The following is a 15,540-nucleotide window of genomic DNA, read 5'->3' on the forward strand; positions in this document are numbered from 1 at the left end:
TTTTAGAGTTCCGAAGCGGTTCGACGATAAGACGGCCCAGAAGGGGGCATGAACCCCCGCGGGGGCATTTAGCTGGGGTTTTTGCATGGATGCGCGGTCCGAACGCATCGCCGTACCGCTGGCCGTCGATCTGGACGGTACGCTGATCGCCACTGACCTTCTGTGGGAGAGCCTCTTCCTGCTCATCCGCAAGAATCCGCTCTGCCTGTTCCTGCTGCCTTTCTGGCTGATGAAGGGCAAGGCGCATCTCAAATGCGAGATCGCCGCACGCATCGAGCTTGATCCGTCGGCGTTGCCCTATCGCGAGGAGGTACTGGACCGGCTGCGCGAGGATCACACGGCCGGCCGGCGCATCGTGCTCGCGACCGCTGCGCCCCGCAGGCTGGCGGAAAAGATCGCCGCGCATCTGGGGGTGTTCGATCTCGTGATCTGTACCGACCCGACCTGCAATATGGCTTCAACCACCAAGCGGCAGGCGCTGACCGGGCTCTACGGCGACGGCGGTTTCGACTATGCCGGCAACGGCCGCGCGGACATTGCTGTTTTCGACGCGGCGCGGCGCGCGATCGTCGTGGCGCCCGACCGCAGCGCGGCGCGCTGGTACAGGAGCCACGGCGGCGAGCTCATCGAGGCGCCGAAGGTGACGGTCAAGACCATCGCCAGGATGCTGCGCGTGCATCAGTGGGTGAAGAACGCACTCATCTTCGTGCCGTTGGTGCTGGCGCACCAGTATTTCAATGTCGAGCTGATCCTCAAATGCGTTCTCGCCTTCGTTTCTTTCTCGACGGCCGCCTCGGCCATCTACATCCTCAATGACTTCTTCGATCTGGCGCTCGACCGCCGCCATCCGACCAAGCGGCACCGTCCTTTTGCGAGCGGCCTTTTGTCCATGCCCTTCGGGCTCGGCGCCATGGCGGTTCTCCTGCTGGCGAGCGCGGTGACCGCCTTCTTCCTGCCGCCGCTCTCCAGCGCGGTGCTTGTCCTCTATCTCATCGCGACGACCGCCTATTCCATTGCCGTGAAGCGCATGCTGCTGCTTGACGTCCTCATGCTGGCCGGCCTCTACACCGCCCGGATTCTCGCCGGCTGCGCGGCGACGGGGATCGAAGTGTCCTTCTGGCTGCTGGCCTTTTCCATCTTCTTCTTCCTCTCGCTTGCCCTGGTGAAGCGCTATGTGGAGCTGCGTTCCACGGCGCTCCCGGAAGGGGAGCGCATCGCCGGGCGCGGTTATCGCGCGGAAGACCAGGAGATCGTGGCGCAGGCCGGAATGGCTTCGGCCTTCGCCTCCGCAATGGTGCTGGCGCTCTATATCCAGAGCGGGGCGACCGAGAAGCTCTATCAGCATCCCTGGCTGATGTGGCCGCTTGGCCCCATCGTGCTCTACCTCACCATACGCATCTGGATTCTCGCCCGCCGCGATGAGCTGCATGACGACCCGATCGTCTTCATCATCACGGACTGGCGCAGCCAGCTCTTCATCGGCTTCGGCGCCTTCCTCCTCTTCTCGGCGGGGCTGTGATGGGCGGTCCGTATCAGAGCTTCGGCCGCGCCTCGCCGGCTACCAGGGACGCCTTGCGAGCCGGCGAAGTGGTCACCCTGCTCAAGGCCGGCCGCGCGGCGCCGGCCTCGCTCCTTGCCTACGGCAACGGCCGTTCCTATGGCGATACCTGCCAGAATAGGGAAGGGCGGCTGATCGACATGAGGGAGCGGAACCGCATCCACTCCTTCGACACGCGGACCGGCCTCCTCAAAGCCGAAGCCGGCACCATGCTCGCCGAGATCATCGACCTAGCGGCGCCCCAGGGTTGGTTTCCGGCGGTGGTGCCGGGCACGCGCTTCGTCACGCTAGGCGGCGCAATCGCCAACGACGTGCATGGGAAGAACCACCACCGCCGCGGTACATTCGGTTGCCATGTGGAGGCGCTGACGCTGCTGCGTTCCGACGGAACGCAGCACGAGTGCCGGGCCGACCGGGACGGCGATCTGTTCCGCGCGACGATAGGCGGCATGGGACTGACCGGCCTCATCCTCGACGCGACCATCCGTCTGATGAAAGTCGGCTCGGCCGATGTGGAGGAGCGCGTCACTCCCTTCTCCTCGCTCGACGAATATTTCGATCTTGCGGAGGAAGCCGATGCCGGCAATGAATATGCGGTTGCCTGGATCGATCAGCTCGCGGGCGGCTTGAAGGCGGGCAGGGGCCTTCTCATGACCGCCAACCATGCTTGCGGAGGCCAGTTCCGGCCGGCCGGCAAGGGACGGCTGTCCATTCCCGTCCAGCCGCCGCTGAATGTCCTGAACGGCCTCTCCATCCGCATCTTCAACCAGCTCTATCGTTCGGCCAAGGGGCGGAAGTCCGGTCCGCACCGCACCCACTATGCGAGCTACTTCTTCCCGCTCGACGGCATACGGGACTGGAACCGGCTCTACGGGCCGGGGGGACTTTTCCAGCACCAGAGCGTCGTGCCGGAGGCGGCGGCGCGGTTGGCCGTCCCCGCCCTCCTTGCGGCGGCGCGCGAAGCTGGCCAGGCTTCCTTCCTGACGGTGCTGAAGCGCTTCGGTGCTGTGCCTTCGCCGGGGCTCTTTTCCTTTCCGAGGGCCGGCTACACGCTCACGCTGGATTTTCCAAATCGCGGGAAGAAAACTTTGCAACTGCTGGCACGGCTTGATGAAATCGCTATTTCGGCAGGCGGCGCCGTGAACCCCTACAAGGACGCCAGGATGAGCGCTGCTGTTTTCGCCGCGTCCTTTCCCGGCTGGCAGGCGCTCGAGCATCTGCGCGATCCGGCCTTCATGTCGGATTTCTGGCGCAGGACGGCGATGACCTTGGGATCTGCCGGCGGTCTGGCCGCCGCCGCGGAATAGGGGAAGAAAAGCTTGCCGAAGCGTAACTGCAAAAAGGCCGATTCTAGCGATCGGCTTCACGCGATCTTCTCACCTATGCCCTACGCAAGGTTGCGGGGCCAGCGGGGCGCACTCTCATGAAATACATTCCCTTCATCCTGTTCACGGTGATGACCAACGCGGCGGCCCAGCTCATGCTGAAGCACGGCATGATGACGCTGGGGCCCCTGAGCTTCGAGGGGGTCAATCCGCTGCTGAAGGTGCTTCAAATCGTCTTCAGCCCGTGGGTATTCCTGGGACTTTGCGTCTTCGTCATTTCCATGGCCTCGCATCTTTACGTATTGTCCAAGGTGGAGCTCTCCTTCGCCTACCCGTTCCTGAGCCTTGCCTATGTGGCGGTGGCGGTCTTTGCCTATTTCGTCTTCCGCGAGGATCTTAATGCCTACCGCATCGCCGGCATTGCGCTCATCTGCGTCGGCACGGTGCTGATCGCGCAGAGCGGGCGCAACGCCGAGGAGGCCGTGGCGCAGAAGTCCTCGAAATCCGAAAGGTCGATGATCCGATGAAACACGTCATTTTCGGCGGCGACGGCTTTGTCGGCCGCCATCTCGCCGCAAAGCTCGTGGCCGATGGCGAGGAGGTGCTGGTCGCCGACATCGTCAAGAGCGACCTGCCGCATTACCGCCAGGCGCAGTTCGTCCACTGCGATGTCACCGATCCGGTCGCCGTGCAGGCAGTGGACATCAAGCCGGACGACATGGTCTACAACCTGTCGGCCAAGATGCTCTCGCCGATCCAGATCCGCTCCAAGCGGCACGACTTCTTCTATCCCGTGAACTATCACGGCACGGTGCATATCATCGAGGCGATGGACAAGGCGGGCGCCAGGAAGCTCGTCCATTTCACCACCGACATGATCTACGGCCACACGGTCACCTATCCGATGACGGAGGATCATCCCGTTTCCCCGCTCGGCGAATACGGGCAGTCCAAAGCGGATACGGAAGTGGTGGCCGCCCAGTGGCGCCAGCGCGGCATGAACATCTCTCTCTTCCGGCCGCGCCTGATCATCGGCCCGGGCCGCCTCGGCATCCTGGAAAAGCTCTTCAAGCTGGTGGACATGAACCTGCCGGTGCCGATGATCGGTTCGGGCAAGAACCCGTACCAGTTCATCTCCGTCTTCGACTGCGCCGAAGCGGCAAGGCTTGCCTGGAAGGCGGGCGTGCCGAACGAGGCCTACAATCTCGGATCGCTCAACCCGCCGCCCGTCCGGAAGCTGCTCGGCGACCTTGTCAAGCATGCGGGCTCCCGCTCGATCCTCGTGCCCACGCCCGCCTGGGCGGTCAAGCGCACGCTGGACCTCCTCGATCGCCTGAACATGCCAATCATGGACCCCGAGCAGTATCTCATCGCCGACGAGATGTGCGTGCTCGACGTCTCCAAGGGCGAGCGCCAGCTCGGCTGGGTGCCGAAATACCGCGACGAGGACATGCTGATCGCCGCATATGACGAATATCGCGCCAAGAAGGCCGGCCGGCCGGTCGGCGCCAGCCACGTGGCCGCCGAATAGGAGTTATGGGATGAGTGCTCTCGCAAACAACGACGCCAAGGAGACGACGACCTCCGCATCCTTGGCAAAGCCGCCGCTCCTGAGTGTGGAAGACGCCAAGGCGCTCGATGTCGGCCGCATGGCCGATCTCTTCAAGGAGCACATCAACCCCGGCCAGTTCCACTTCATGAAGCTGCTCGGCTTCCACAAGGTGAAGATCGAGCGCGCCGAGGGCATGTATTACACCGACCAGAACGGCCGGAAGATCCTCGATTTCTTCGGCGGCTTCGGCTCGCTCGCCTTCGGCCACAATCATCCCCGCATCCTGGAAGTACGCAGGAAGTTCCAGGAGGAGAAACGGCACGAGATCGGGATCGCCTTCATGTCGCAATATGCGACCGCGTTGGCAAAGAACCTCGCCGCCTGCTCGCCCGGCGATCTCGATATGGTGTTCTTCGGCTCCTCCGGCTCCGAGGCCATGGAGGCAGCCGTAAAGCTCGCCGAGCGCGCTGCGGGGCCGAAGAAGCCGAAGATCGTCTATGCGGAAAACTCCTTCCACGGAAAGACCAAGGGTGTGCTGGCCGTCACCGACGGCAAGCTCTACCGCGGCGAGTTTTTGCTCACCGGCAACACCCTGCGGGTGCCCTTCGGCGACATCGATGCGGTGGAGAACGCGTTCCGCTCGGACCCGCAGATAGGTGCGATCGTGCTTGAGACGGTGCAGGGGGGCGGCGGCATCATCGAGGCCGACCCGTCCTATTGGCCCAAGCTGCGCCGGCTCTGCGATCATTATGGCGTGCTCTGGGTGGCCGACGAGGTGCAGTGCGGCTATGGGCGTACCGGGCGGTTCTACGCTTTCGAGCACTATGGCGTGGTGCCCGACATCACGGCCCTCGCCAAGTCGCTCGGCGCGGGCAAGGCGGCGATCGGCGCCATGATCGCCAGGCGCGACGTTTATATGAAGGCCTATGGCACGCCGAAGACGGCGATGATCCATGCCATGGCCACGTTCGGCGGCATCGGCGAGGCCTGCGTCACGGCGATCGAGGGCCTCAACGTGCTCTATGACGAGCGGCTGATGGAGAATGCCGCCGACACCGGCGCCTACCTCCTGAAGCGCCTCGACGAGCTGAAGGAGAAATATCCGCGCATCATCAAGGAAGTGCGGGGACGCGGCTGCATGGTGGGCCTTGAGTTCCACGACTTCTCGCAAACCCTGCCGGCGGTGGTCCGGCCCATGGTGGCGATGCTCGACGAGAAGCTGAAGGGCTCGCTCTCCGGCTTCGTCGGCGCGCTGCTCCTGCGCGACCACAATGTGCTGGTGGCCTTCACCGAATACAACCGAAATGTCATCCGGCTGGAGCCGCCGCTGATCGTGCAGCGCGAGCATGTCGACGCCTTCATCACGGCGCTCGACACGCTGCTCTCGCGCGGCGTCGTGGCTATCGTGAAGGACTTCGTGAAAAGCCAGATGGGCTGAAGGGGTTGGGCGGGGCACAATGAGCAGCACGGAGCAGACCGTCATAGGCCGTACACTCGGCACACGGTCGGCGGAGGCGATAGTCCGTCGGCTCGCCGCCCGCTCCCTGCTCGACCGTGCGGGGGCGTTCTTCCTGCTGGTCGGCGTCCTCTTCGCCGCCGCCCATGGCTGGCTCAGGCCGGACTACAATTGGGATATGGTGGCCTATGTCGGCGCGGCACTGGAAAGCCGCTATCCCGACGCGGAGGCGCTGCACCGGGAAACCTGGTCGCGCATCGAACCGGGTGCCGACGACGCGCAGGAACAGCGCCTGAAATACGCCAATCCCTACAATCGGAGCCAGTGGGAGAACCCGGCGGACTTTCAGTCGCAGCTCGGCATGTACCGCGTGAAGCTCGCTTATGTCGGCCTGTTGCGGGTGCTCGAGCTGGTGATGGGGCTTGCCAACGGCGCAATCCTCCTCAGCGTTCTACCCTCGCTCGGTGTGGGGCTGCTCTGCCTTTGGTGGCTTTGGCGGGGGGAAGCGCTGCAGGGCGCCTTTTTCCTCACGCCGCTGCTGTTCATCGCCGACTATTCGCGCATGACCTCGGCGGTCGCACCCGACATGCTGCTTGCCCTTGTCTCGCTGGCGGCCCTCTACGCGTTGTGGCGCGGGCGTGAGTGGCTCGGCTGCCTGCTGCTTTTCGCCTCCGTCTTCGTGCGGCCGGACAATATCATCCTCGTCTTCGCGGTGCTGATCGCCGCCGTCCTTTTCAACCGGCGGAAGCTGCCCATCCTGCTCACCTTCCTCGCCGCCTTCGCCGCCTGCATGGCCATTTCTGATATGGGCGGGCATCCCGGCTGGTGGACGCATTTTTACTTCTCCTGCGTCCAGATCCAGAACAACATGGCCGGGTTCCATCCCGATTTCTCACTGCTCGCCATGGTGAAGGGCTATGCGAGAGGCGCGGTGAACTCGTTGCAGCAGAATGACTGGCCTGCCCTTCTCGCCGCCATGACCGCGGGCTGGGCGCTGCTCGCCAGATATGGCCGCATGGGTGACCCGCGCGCCAATGCGCTGGTCTTCGCGCTCGCCATCGGCACGCTGGGTAAATTCGCGAGCTTTCCGCTGCCGGACGACCGCTTTTACTTCGTCTTCATCGCCGGCATGGCGCTGGTGCTCGTCGCAGCCTGGAAGCCGAGGCTCGGTTCTGACGCCTGATCAGGCTTCCTCAGTCGATGGTGGCGGCGATGGCTGCCGAGGCGGCGGACATGGTGAGCGCGATCGGGAGCCATTTGCGCGGCGGCGCTGCATCTATGGTGAACAGGTTTAGCGGGAAGAGGTGCCGGTGGGGCGCGGCTGGCGCGTGTCGGCGTGGCGCTTCCATAAAGCATTCCTCGTCGAACCATGCCCAGTCGTCCGACCAGGTCCAGCATCCGTGCTTCCTGTAGACCTCGGTCACCTGGTCGGCAAAGGCCTTATCGGTCGGCAAGCATATATAGCCGCCCGGAGTCACGCTGAAATAGCGCATGGCGAGCGGCAGGGCCCGCTCGGTGCAGTAGTTGGACATCCACAGCTTGAAGCCGATCCTGTCGCGGAGCTGCTCCAGTGCGCGGAAGACCTGGAGGTGCTCCTCATGCCCGTATTCGCCCCAGGGATTGTGGGTGAAGACATTCATGCCGGGCTGCAGCCGCGCCTCCAGAGCCGCATGGATGGCACGATAATTCTCCTCGTAGGCGCGGCGCACGCTGGCGGCGGCCACGCGCTCCGCGTCGAAAGCGCGGATGGCGGAAAGCGACTTGCGGGCCAGCCGTGTCACCTCGCGGCGATTCGCCTCGAGCGTCAGCTCAACTCCGAACTCCGTGAGCTGGGGGTCGCTCCAATCGGCGCAGCCGATAGCGCCCGACTCCGGCACGCCCAGGCAGGTGACATTGCCGCGGGGATACTCGGCTATCGCTGCCGACCTGGCCCGACCTAGTTCCGGCTGCGCCCAGAAGTCGCGGTAGACGATGATGACCTCGTCCACGTCCTTGAGGATCGAGTTGAACCACAGCAGTTCGTCATCGGCATGTGCGCCAATGATGACCGAGTTTTCGAGAAACTCATGCCGTCTCGCCATGCCTGTCCTCCTCGCCTGACTTTTCCCCGATTCCCGAAGCCTTGCTCGGCCGGCGCAGCCGCTCCCGAAAGGCAAAGGCTGCCGCCGCGATCCTCCCGCGCCATGTTTGCCGCCGCGACAGCTCGTACATGGCCGTTGCCTCGGTCCCGAACTCCATCTTGAATGACTCATCGCCGATCGTGAAGTCGAAAAGGCTGCCGCCTTCACTGATCCAGTCCTCGATCATGAAATCATAGAGGATGAGGCCGGGAGAATGCCGCCCGTGACGCTCATAGTCACAGCCGATCAGGAGGTAGTTGAAGCACCCGGCATGGGCTATCCCGAAGGCGTAACCGATCGTCTCCCCGCCGACGGAGATGGCATAGGTGCGCGCAAACCCCGCCTGCTGCCCGCGCTCGGCAATGTCGGCATAAAAATCTTCGACATAGCCGTTCTGGATCATATCAGGATTGAAGCGGCCCGCACGCAGCCGGGCAATCCCCGAGATGGCAGAACGAATTTCCCCGGCTTCGGTCAGGAGGCGGACCGATGCCTCGGGTTGCTTGAGAAACCGCTTCTTCTTACGGTCGAGCCGCCTGCGGAAACCGGGAGAGAGCTTTTCGTCGCGCCATAGCGCGACGTCGCCTCCCAACGGTGCCGCGTGCGCCGAAAAGTCGAGGCGTGACGCATCGCCGCCCAAGCAGGCCTGCCAGGCGGGAAGGTGCTCGGCGCGTATGGGACGGATGCGCAGGAGGTCATGGCTGGGCAGGGTGGAGCGGATCGCCATTTGCAACTCCGGACCCAACATCAGCCCTGGGGCGGCGACCGGCGCCGCATAGTCGCTCACGCCGAGGTCGCTGGCTTCCAGGAGCACGATGCCCCGTTTGCGCCGCCGGACCAAAGGCAGAACCAGAATCAAGCGGTTCGACGCGGGATCGCGGGCGGTCACCACGATTTTCTCTGCCCCCCGTTCAGGCGCAAGCTTCTCGAAAAGCGATTGCAGCCAAAGCGGGTGCTGGAAGGCAGTGGCGGAAGAACTGGCGAAAAGCTCCAGATACTCCCGCGATCCGAAATCAAATCGGTCCTCCAAAGCAACCGCCGCCATATCCGGCTGCGCTTCCTCTTCGTTGCTCGCCCTGATGATCCGTGATCGCGACACTGGCGTTACCTCTGCCCCGCCATGCTAATATGGTCGTCTTCCAATAGCGTTAACCGGCAAGGCGCGTCGGAGGCGGTCGCCGGGCAATTCGCCGATGTCGCAAACAGGCTGGAATCGCCTTTCTCCTCCTGCATACTCTCGCGTGCCGGATTTGCCGGCCGAAGTAGGAGCACGGTTATGAAGAACGAGGCGCGCGCGGTCGTGATCGGAGGAGGAGTGGTCGGCGTCTCCACCCTCTATCACTTAGCCAGGAAGGGCTGGTCGGACGTCGTGCTCGTCGAGCGAAGGGAACTCACCTCGGGCTCCACCTGGCATGCCGCCGGCCTGCTGCCGCTCTTCAACCTCAGCTATTCGGTCGGCCAGATCCACAAATATTCGGTGAAGTTCTATCAGGAGCTGCAGCGCGAGACCGGCATGAATGTCGGCTTCACCAACTGCACCAATATTCGGCTCGCGCGCACAAAGGACCGTTGGGACGAGTACATGTACTACGCCGGAATCGCCGAGACGATCGGCGTGCCGGTGAACATTCTCACGCCGCAGCAGCTCAAGGAGGTCTGGCCGCTCTGCGAGACCGACGGCATTCTGGGCGCGATCCAGCATCCGGACGACGGCTATATCCAGCCGGCGGATCTCACCCAGGCGCTGGCGAAGGGCGCGCGCGACCGCGGCGCCACCATCTATCGCAACACCACCGTGACCGGCATCGAGCAGGCGCCGGACGGGCGCTGGCTAGTCCGGACGGACAAGGGCGACATTCTCGCCGACCATGTCGTTTCCGCCACCGGGAATTTCGCCCGCAAGACTGGGCAAATGGTCGGGCTCGACGTGCCGGTGATCCCTGTCGAGCACCAGTATATCGTCACCGAGCCGCACCCGGCCATCCTCGAACGCAAGCGCCAGGGGCTGCCGGAGATGGGCGTGCTGCGCGAAAGCGATTCCTCCTGGTACATGCGCGAGGAGAATGGCGGGCTTCTGCTTGGCCCCTACGAGAAGGGCGCTCCCTGCTGCTATGTCGACGGCCCGTCCGAGGACAGCGAATACGAGCTGTTCCAGGAGGATCTGGAACGCCTGATGCCGCATATCGAGACGGCGATCGCCCGTGTGCCGGCCTTTGGCGAGGTCGGCATCAAGAAGGTCTATAACGGCGCCATCGCCTATACGCCGGATGGCTCGCCCATCATCGGCCCGGCGCCGGGCCTGAAAAATTTCTGGCTGAACGAAGGCCATTCCTTCGGCATCACGGCGGCTGGCGGCGCGGGCTGGCAGCTTGCCGAATGGATCGTCGACGGCGAGCCCACGATCGACATGATGGGCGTCGATCCGCGCCGTTTCGGCCCCTACGCCACCGAAGGCTATCTCAAGGTGAAGAACGAGGAGGCTTACGCCAACGTCTTTACCACCCACTACCCCGATGAGGAGCGCGCCGCGGCGCGACCCTTGAAAACCACGCCCTGTTACGGCCGCATGAAGGAACTCGGGGCGGTCTTCGGCTCCGTCTACGGTTGGGAGCGGCCCAACTGGTTCGCCCCGAAGGGCTACGAAGTCCCCAAGGAGGAACTCGGCGTCGGCGCCGATGTGCTTTTGAAGCACAACCACGCCCCGCCGCTGGAAGACGGCCGCATCGTCGAAAAATGGTCGTTCCGCCGCTCCAACTATTTCGAGCATGTCGGCAATGAGGTGAGGAACGTCCACGAGAATGTGGGCCTGCAGGTCATGTCGGCCTTCGCCAAATGCTGGGTGAGCGGCCCGGGCGCGGAGGCCTGGCTCAACCGCATCTTCGCGAACCGCGTCCCCACAAGGGTCGGCCGGATCGCGCTCTGCCACCTCGTCACCAGGGACGGCGGCGTGCGCTCGGAATTCACCGTCTACCGGCAGCCTACGGGTTTTTATCTCGTCTCCGCCGGCGCCTACGAGGCGCACGACCATGACACGCTGAACAGGCTTCTGCCGACGGACGGCAGCGTTCGCATGTTCCCCATCACCACGAACTGGGGTGTGCTGGTGCTCGCCGGGCCAAGAAGCCGGGACGTGCTCAAAAAGCTCACGCGCGCGGACCTCTCCAACGCCGCCTTCCCGTGGCTCTCCGGCAAGCGCATCAATGTCGGCCATGCTACCGCGCACGCGCTGCGCGTCAATTTCGTCGGCGAGCTCGGCTGGGAGCTGCACCACCCGATCGAGATGCAGAACGCGATCTTCGACATGTTGATGCAGGCGGGGGAGGAATTCGGCATAAAGCCGTTCGGCATCCGCGCCATGAGCGCCATGGCGATCGAAAAAAGCTACCGCCTGATCCCGCGCGAGCTCTCCATCGAATATTCGGCTTGGGAGAGCGGGCTCGACCGCTTCGTCAATCTCGAGAAGGGCAATTTTCTGGGCCGCGAGGCGTTGGTCCGGCAGCGCCAACACGGGCTCAACTGGAATTTCGTCACGCTCGAGGTCCATGACGTCACCGACGCGGACGCGCGCGGCTCGGAAGCCATCTACCGGGGCGGCAGGCTTGTTGGCCGCGCCACCAGCGGCGGCTATGGTTGGCGCGTGGGAAAAAGCCTGGCGCTCGCCATGGTGCGGCCGGACTGCGCGGGGGAGGGCACGCGGCTGGAAATAAAGATCCTCGGCAAGCTCCATCCGGCCACGGTGATCGCCGAAAGCCCCTTCGATCCCGACAACAGGGCGCTGCGCGCCGACGGCTGAGGCGGCGGGCGCATGCGCCTTTCGGACATCGCGGAAATGTGAACGGGGCGCGGGAAATTTTCGCGCTCCGCCAATTGCCGGCGTCCGCGCCTGACGTAGATTCATGCGCATGTCCGCGGACCGACAATGGCCTTGGCTGCTTTTCGGCGCTCTTGCCGCGCTGCCGATCATGTTGGAGTATTCTCCGGCACGAGCGCAGGAGGAGGTCGATGTCGAACTGGCGCTTGCCGTCGACGTATCCCTCTCCATGTCTCCCGGCGAGTTGGACATCCAACGCCAGGGTTACGCCTCGGCTCTTACCCATGAGAGCGTGGTGGACGCCATTCAAAGCGGTGTGCACGGCCGCATCGCGCTCACCTATTACGAATGGGCCGGCGATTTCTCGCAGCGCGTGCTGGTCCCTTGGACCATCATTGCCACGGCCGAGGATGCGGCGCGGGTGGCGGAAATGCTGACGGCCAGCCCGTCGCAGAGCGCCAGGCGCACATCCATATCCGGCGCCATCGATTTTGCTGCCGACCTCTTCGCCGAAAGCGGTTATCGGGGGCTGCGCCGGGTGCTCGACATTTCCGGCGACGGCCCGAACAATCAGGGCAGGCCGGTGACGGAAGCGCGCGATGCGCTGGTTGCGGCCGGCATCACCATCAACGGGCTGCCGCTTGTGACAAATGACGGCTTTACCACCTCCTATGACGTCTCTGATCTCGACATCTACTACACCAATTGCGTGATCGGCGGCCCCGGCGCCTTCATGATCCCGGTCAATGACTGGGACCAGTTCGCGGAAGCCGTGCGGCGCAAGCTGGTGATCGAGCTGGCGGACCGCCGGCCGGATCAGGACCGTCCAGCGGTCATGCTGGCGCAGGCCGCCCCCGCCTATGACTGCCTCGTAGGCGAGAAGATGTGGCGCAACCGCTCCTGGATGTGGCAGGAAAGATAGGCGGCTCAGGCCGCCATCAGCTGCTTGCGGTCGTGCCGCTCCTGCTGCGGGGAGCGGGCATAGACCTCGCGATAGCATTTGGAGAAATGCGAGGCCGAGACGAAGCCGCAGGCAACCGCCACCTCCACGACCGGCATGGTGGACTGGATCAGCAGGTGCCGCGCACGATCGAGGCGGATCTCAAGATAGTACCGCGCCGGGGAGCGGCCCATCTCCTGCCGGAAGAGCCGCTCGATCTGCCGGCGTGAAAGCCCTACTCTTGCGGCAATCTCCACCAGCGAAAGCGGCTCGGACAGGTTCGCCTCCATTAGCTCGATGATCGTGAGCACCTTCGAGTTCTGCACGCCGAGACGCGCGCGCAGCGGCAGCCGCTGCCGGTCCGAGGGGCTCCTCACCCGGTCTGTCAGCATCTGCTCGCAGACGCGGTTGACGAGGTTTTCGTCGAAATCCTCGCCGATCAGGCGGAACATCATGTCCATCGCCGCGGTGCCGCCGGCGCAGGTATAGATATTGGTATCGATCTCGAAGAGATCGGCGAAGACATTGGCCTTGGGGAAAGTCTCGGCGAAACCCGGCAGATTCTCCCAATGGATCGCGCAGCGTTTGTTGGCGAGCAGCCCCGCGGCGGCCAGGATATGCGCGCCGGTGCACAGGCCGCCCAGCGCCACGCCGCGGTGATATTCCTCGCGCAGCCAGGCGAAGACGGTCTTGTTGCTGTAGGATTCGACATTCAACCCGCTGCAGACGATCAGCATTGTCGGGCGGTCGCTGCCGATCATCTTCTGCCGTTCCTCTGCGAGCGAGGAGTCGACGGCGAGCTCGACACCGTTCGAAGCGCGCACCGGCCTGCCGTCGACGCTCGCCAGCCGCCAACGATAGGCTTCGTAGCCCAGCATCCGGTTGGCCGAGCGCAGCGGCTCCAGCGCCGTCGCGAAGGCTACCATGGTGAAATCGGGGACGAGGAAGAAAACCAGTGACCGCTTGAGCTGCCCTTCGCTCTTCATGCCCGCCTCTCGCGGGTTCGTGCCCGCCGAATAGATGTCGCTAACGGACAAGCCCTCGCGCGAAAAGCCTTGCCTGTCAACGGGGAGCGGCGGCGCAGACAGAAAATTTTCCGCAGGGTCGAAGGGAGGCCGCGTTGCTGCGCCGGTCAGCGCACGAGCACGCCGACGCGCAGGGCGGCAAGGGCTCCGGTCTCTCCGGGCATGGCCCGATGCAAGCGTTCCCGTTCGCGGGTCCGCTGCCCACGGGCCGTGTGCACGGTGCGGAAGAATTGGAGGAATTTCATCTTACACCTGCGGGTGATGGCGGCGCCGCGGATCCTTCGCGGTCGCAGGCCCGGCGCTTCTAGCTCAGCCGCCTGGCCGCGGCAGCCGCAAATCCGAAGCGCCCCTTAGGAAAAGCGACATGGCGGAGCGCTTGCACGCCCGACTGCCGCGATGCCGCCTCGGATTTCCGCCGACGCGGCTCGCGCGCATCTGACAGTAGGCCATCCCGGCGCCTTCAGCGTGGCTGCCAGGTCGGCTCCAGCTCCGGCGTGATAACGCGCGGTGCGCTGCGCGAGGATGTCCGGTTGCCGCTTGGCCACCCGATATCCTTCTGGATTTCCGGCGGCAGGCTGGAGATGTAGCGCTCGGTGCGGCGGCGCCTCCAAGCGGCGGCGCGACGTTGCAGATAGTCGGTCAGGGAATGGTGAATGAACATGGTTACCTCCTGGTTACCTCCTGGTTCTGCCGGCTTCACCGGCCTCTCACCATTGACTATGGGTCCGACTTGGTGTTCAATCAAACGCAATGATCTGATCCTTTTCTTCAGATAAATTGAAGGCTCGTCATGAACGCACCTCTGAACCACCCGCTGCCGCTGCTCGAGCTGGATGTGCTGCGCACCTTCGTCGCGATCGCCGAGACGGGCAGCTTTACCGCCGCCTCAAACTCGGTGTTCCGCACGCCCTCGGCGGTCTCTATGCAGATCAAGAAGCTGGAGGACCAGCTCGGCCGGCCCGTCTTCGTGCGCGACGCCCGTTCGGTCACGCTCACCTCGGACGGGGAGATGCTTCTGACCTATGCGCGGCGGCTGCTGGCGCTTAACCGCGAAGCGGTTTCCAAATTCGTCATGCCCGATATCAGCGGCGTGGTGCGGCTCGGCTCGCCGGACGATTTCGGCGAGCGCGTGCTGCCAAGTGTCCTGAAGCGCTTCGCACAGACACATCCGGCCATCGCGGTCGACGTCGTCATTGACCAGAGCGCCAATCTGAGGAAGCGCATGGCTGCGCGGCAGCTCGACATCACGCTGATGACCTGCACGGAGGACCTCACCCATCCGGGGGTGGAAATCCTCCTCACCGAGCCCATTGTCTGGGCGGGGGCCAAGGGCGGATGTGCCTATATGCGCGAGCCGCTCCCCGTCTCCCTGTGGGAGGAGGGCTGCGCATGGCGCGCGGCGGCGGTGAAGGCGCTCGGCAGTCTGGGACGCGGATACCGCATCGCCTATATGAGCGCGCATACGGCGGGGCAGCGGGCGGCAATCCTCGCCGACCTTGCCATCGCGCCGCTGCCCAAATCCTTCATTGCCGACGACCTGGTGGAACTCGGGGCGAAGGACGGTCTGCCGGAGCTCGGCAATTACCGCATCGGCATGGCCGTGGCGACGGACGCGTCCGCGCCTGTGAAGGCGGCTGCCGACCATATCCGGGCGGCTTTCGATATGTTCAACGAAACCGGCCGGTTCTAGCCCGCAGGAACCATCCCGCCGCGGCGCGAATTATCAGGGCGGCCCTGGGCCGTCCCTGTGGTT

The 15,540-nt window shown here is 64.2% G+C and carries 14 protein-coding genes; 9 read left to right on the forward strand and 5 right to left on the reverse strand.

What is annotated here, in order from left to right; genetic code table 11:
* The first annotated feature begins 85 nt into the window (after nt 1-85).
* The 6 genes from RIN79_RS16710 to RIN79_RS16735 all read left to right on the forward strand — a co-directional run bounded on the left by RIN79_RS16710 (nt 86) and on the right by RIN79_RS16735 (nt 7,074).
* Nucleotides 86-1,519 (forward strand): UbiA family prenyltransferase, encoded by a 1,434-nt coding sequence (locus RIN79_RS16710; RefSeq protein WP_309085813.1) that lies wholly within the window; start codon nt 86-88, stop codon nt 1,517-1,519.
* On the forward strand, nt 1,519-2,865 hold the full coding sequence (locus RIN79_RS16715; RefSeq protein ID WP_309085814.1) for an FAD-binding oxidoreductase: 1,347 nt from the start codon (nt 1,519-1,521) through the stop codon (nt 2,863-2,865). Before RIN79_RS16710 ends, RIN79_RS16715 begins: the two co-directional genes overlap by 1 nt.
* 116 nt (nt 2,866-2,981) lie before the next feature.
* Nucleotides 2,982-3,410 carry an EamA family transporter gene (locus RIN79_RS16720; protein WP_375165957.1) on the forward strand — a complete coding sequence of 143 codons (429 nt, stop codon included), beginning with the start codon at nt 2,982-2,984 and terminating at the stop codon, nt 3,408-3,410.
* Nucleotides 3,407-4,414: an NAD(P)-dependent oxidoreductase gene (locus tag RIN79_RS16725; protein WP_309085815.1), complete on the forward strand. Its 1,008-nt coding sequence runs from the start codon at nt 3,407-3,409 to the stop codon at nt 4,412-4,414. The genes RIN79_RS16720 and RIN79_RS16725 overlap by 4 nt, the downstream gene beginning before the upstream one ends.
* Before the next feature lie 10 nt (nt 4,415-4,424).
* Nucleotides 4,425-5,873, forward strand: a complete 1,449-nt coding sequence (locus tag RIN79_RS16730; RefSeq protein ID WP_309085816.1) for an aspartate aminotransferase family protein — start codon at nt 4,425-4,427, stop codon at nt 5,871-5,873.
* A 19-nt stretch (nt 5,874-5,892) separates the two neighbouring features.
* A complete protein-coding gene (locus tag RIN79_RS16735; protein ID WP_309085817.1) occupies nt 5,893-7,074 on the forward strand; it encodes a hypothetical protein in 1,182 nt (393 codons plus the stop codon).
* A gap of 10 nt (nt 7,075-7,084) precedes the next feature.
* Here RIN79_RS16735 and RIN79_RS16740 read toward each other — a convergent pair whose 3' ends face one another.
* Entirely contained in the window at nt 7,085-7,972 is an 888-nt protein-coding gene (locus RIN79_RS16740) for a hypothetical protein (protein ID WP_309085818.1), read from the reverse strand.
* Nucleotides 7,956-9,110, reverse strand: a complete 1,155-nt coding sequence (locus tag RIN79_RS16745; protein WP_309085819.1) for a GNAT family N-acetyltransferase — start codon at nt 9,108-9,110, stop codon at nt 7,956-7,958. Before RIN79_RS16745 ends, RIN79_RS16740 begins: the two co-directional genes overlap by 17 nt.
* Before the next feature lie 177 nt (nt 9,111-9,287).
* Between RIN79_RS16745 and RIN79_RS16750 the strand changes: the two genes are divergently transcribed.
* Nucleotides 9,288-11,804: an FAD-dependent oxidoreductase gene (locus RIN79_RS16750; protein ID WP_309085820.1), complete on the forward strand. Its 2,517-nt coding sequence runs from the start codon at nt 9,288-9,290 to the stop codon at nt 11,802-11,804.
* Between the two features lie 109 nt (nt 11,805-11,913).
* A complete protein-coding gene (locus RIN79_RS16755; protein ID WP_309085821.1) occupies nt 11,914-12,744 on the forward strand; it encodes a DUF1194 domain-containing protein in 831 nt (276 codons plus the stop codon).
* 5 nt (nt 12,745-12,749) lie between these two features.
* Here RIN79_RS16755 and RIN79_RS16760 read toward each other — a convergent pair whose 3' ends face one another.
* The 3 genes from RIN79_RS16760 to RIN79_RS16770 form a co-directional block, all read right to left on the reverse strand.
* Nucleotides 12,750-13,748 (reverse strand): GlxA family transcriptional regulator, encoded by a 999-nt coding sequence (locus tag RIN79_RS16760; protein ID WP_309085822.1) that lies wholly within the window; start codon nt 13,746-13,748, stop codon nt 12,750-12,752.
* Between the two features lie 146 nt (nt 13,749-13,894).
* Nucleotides 13,895-14,032, reverse strand: a complete 138-nt coding sequence (locus RIN79_RS16765; RefSeq protein ID WP_309085823.1) for a hypothetical protein — start codon at nt 14,030-14,032, stop codon at nt 13,895-13,897.
* 215 nt (nt 14,033-14,247) lie between these two features.
* Nucleotides 14,248-14,448 (reverse strand): hypothetical protein, encoded by a 201-nt coding sequence (locus RIN79_RS16770; protein ID WP_309085824.1) that lies wholly within the window; start codon nt 14,446-14,448, stop codon nt 14,248-14,250.
* Between the two features lie 129 nt (nt 14,449-14,577).
* On the opposite strand from RIN79_RS16770, the gene RIN79_RS16775 reads away from it, so the two are divergent.
* On the forward strand, nt 14,578-15,477 hold the full coding sequence (locus RIN79_RS16775) for a LysR substrate-binding domain-containing protein (protein ID WP_309085825.1): 900 nt from the start codon (nt 14,578-14,580) through the stop codon (nt 15,475-15,477).
* Nucleotides 15,478-15,540: the final 63 nt, after the last annotated feature.

The sequence above is a fragment of the Chelativorans sp. genome (assembly GCF_031180965.1).
Lineage (GTDB): Bacteria > Pseudomonadota > Alphaproteobacteria > Rhizobiales > Rhizobiaceae > Chelativorans.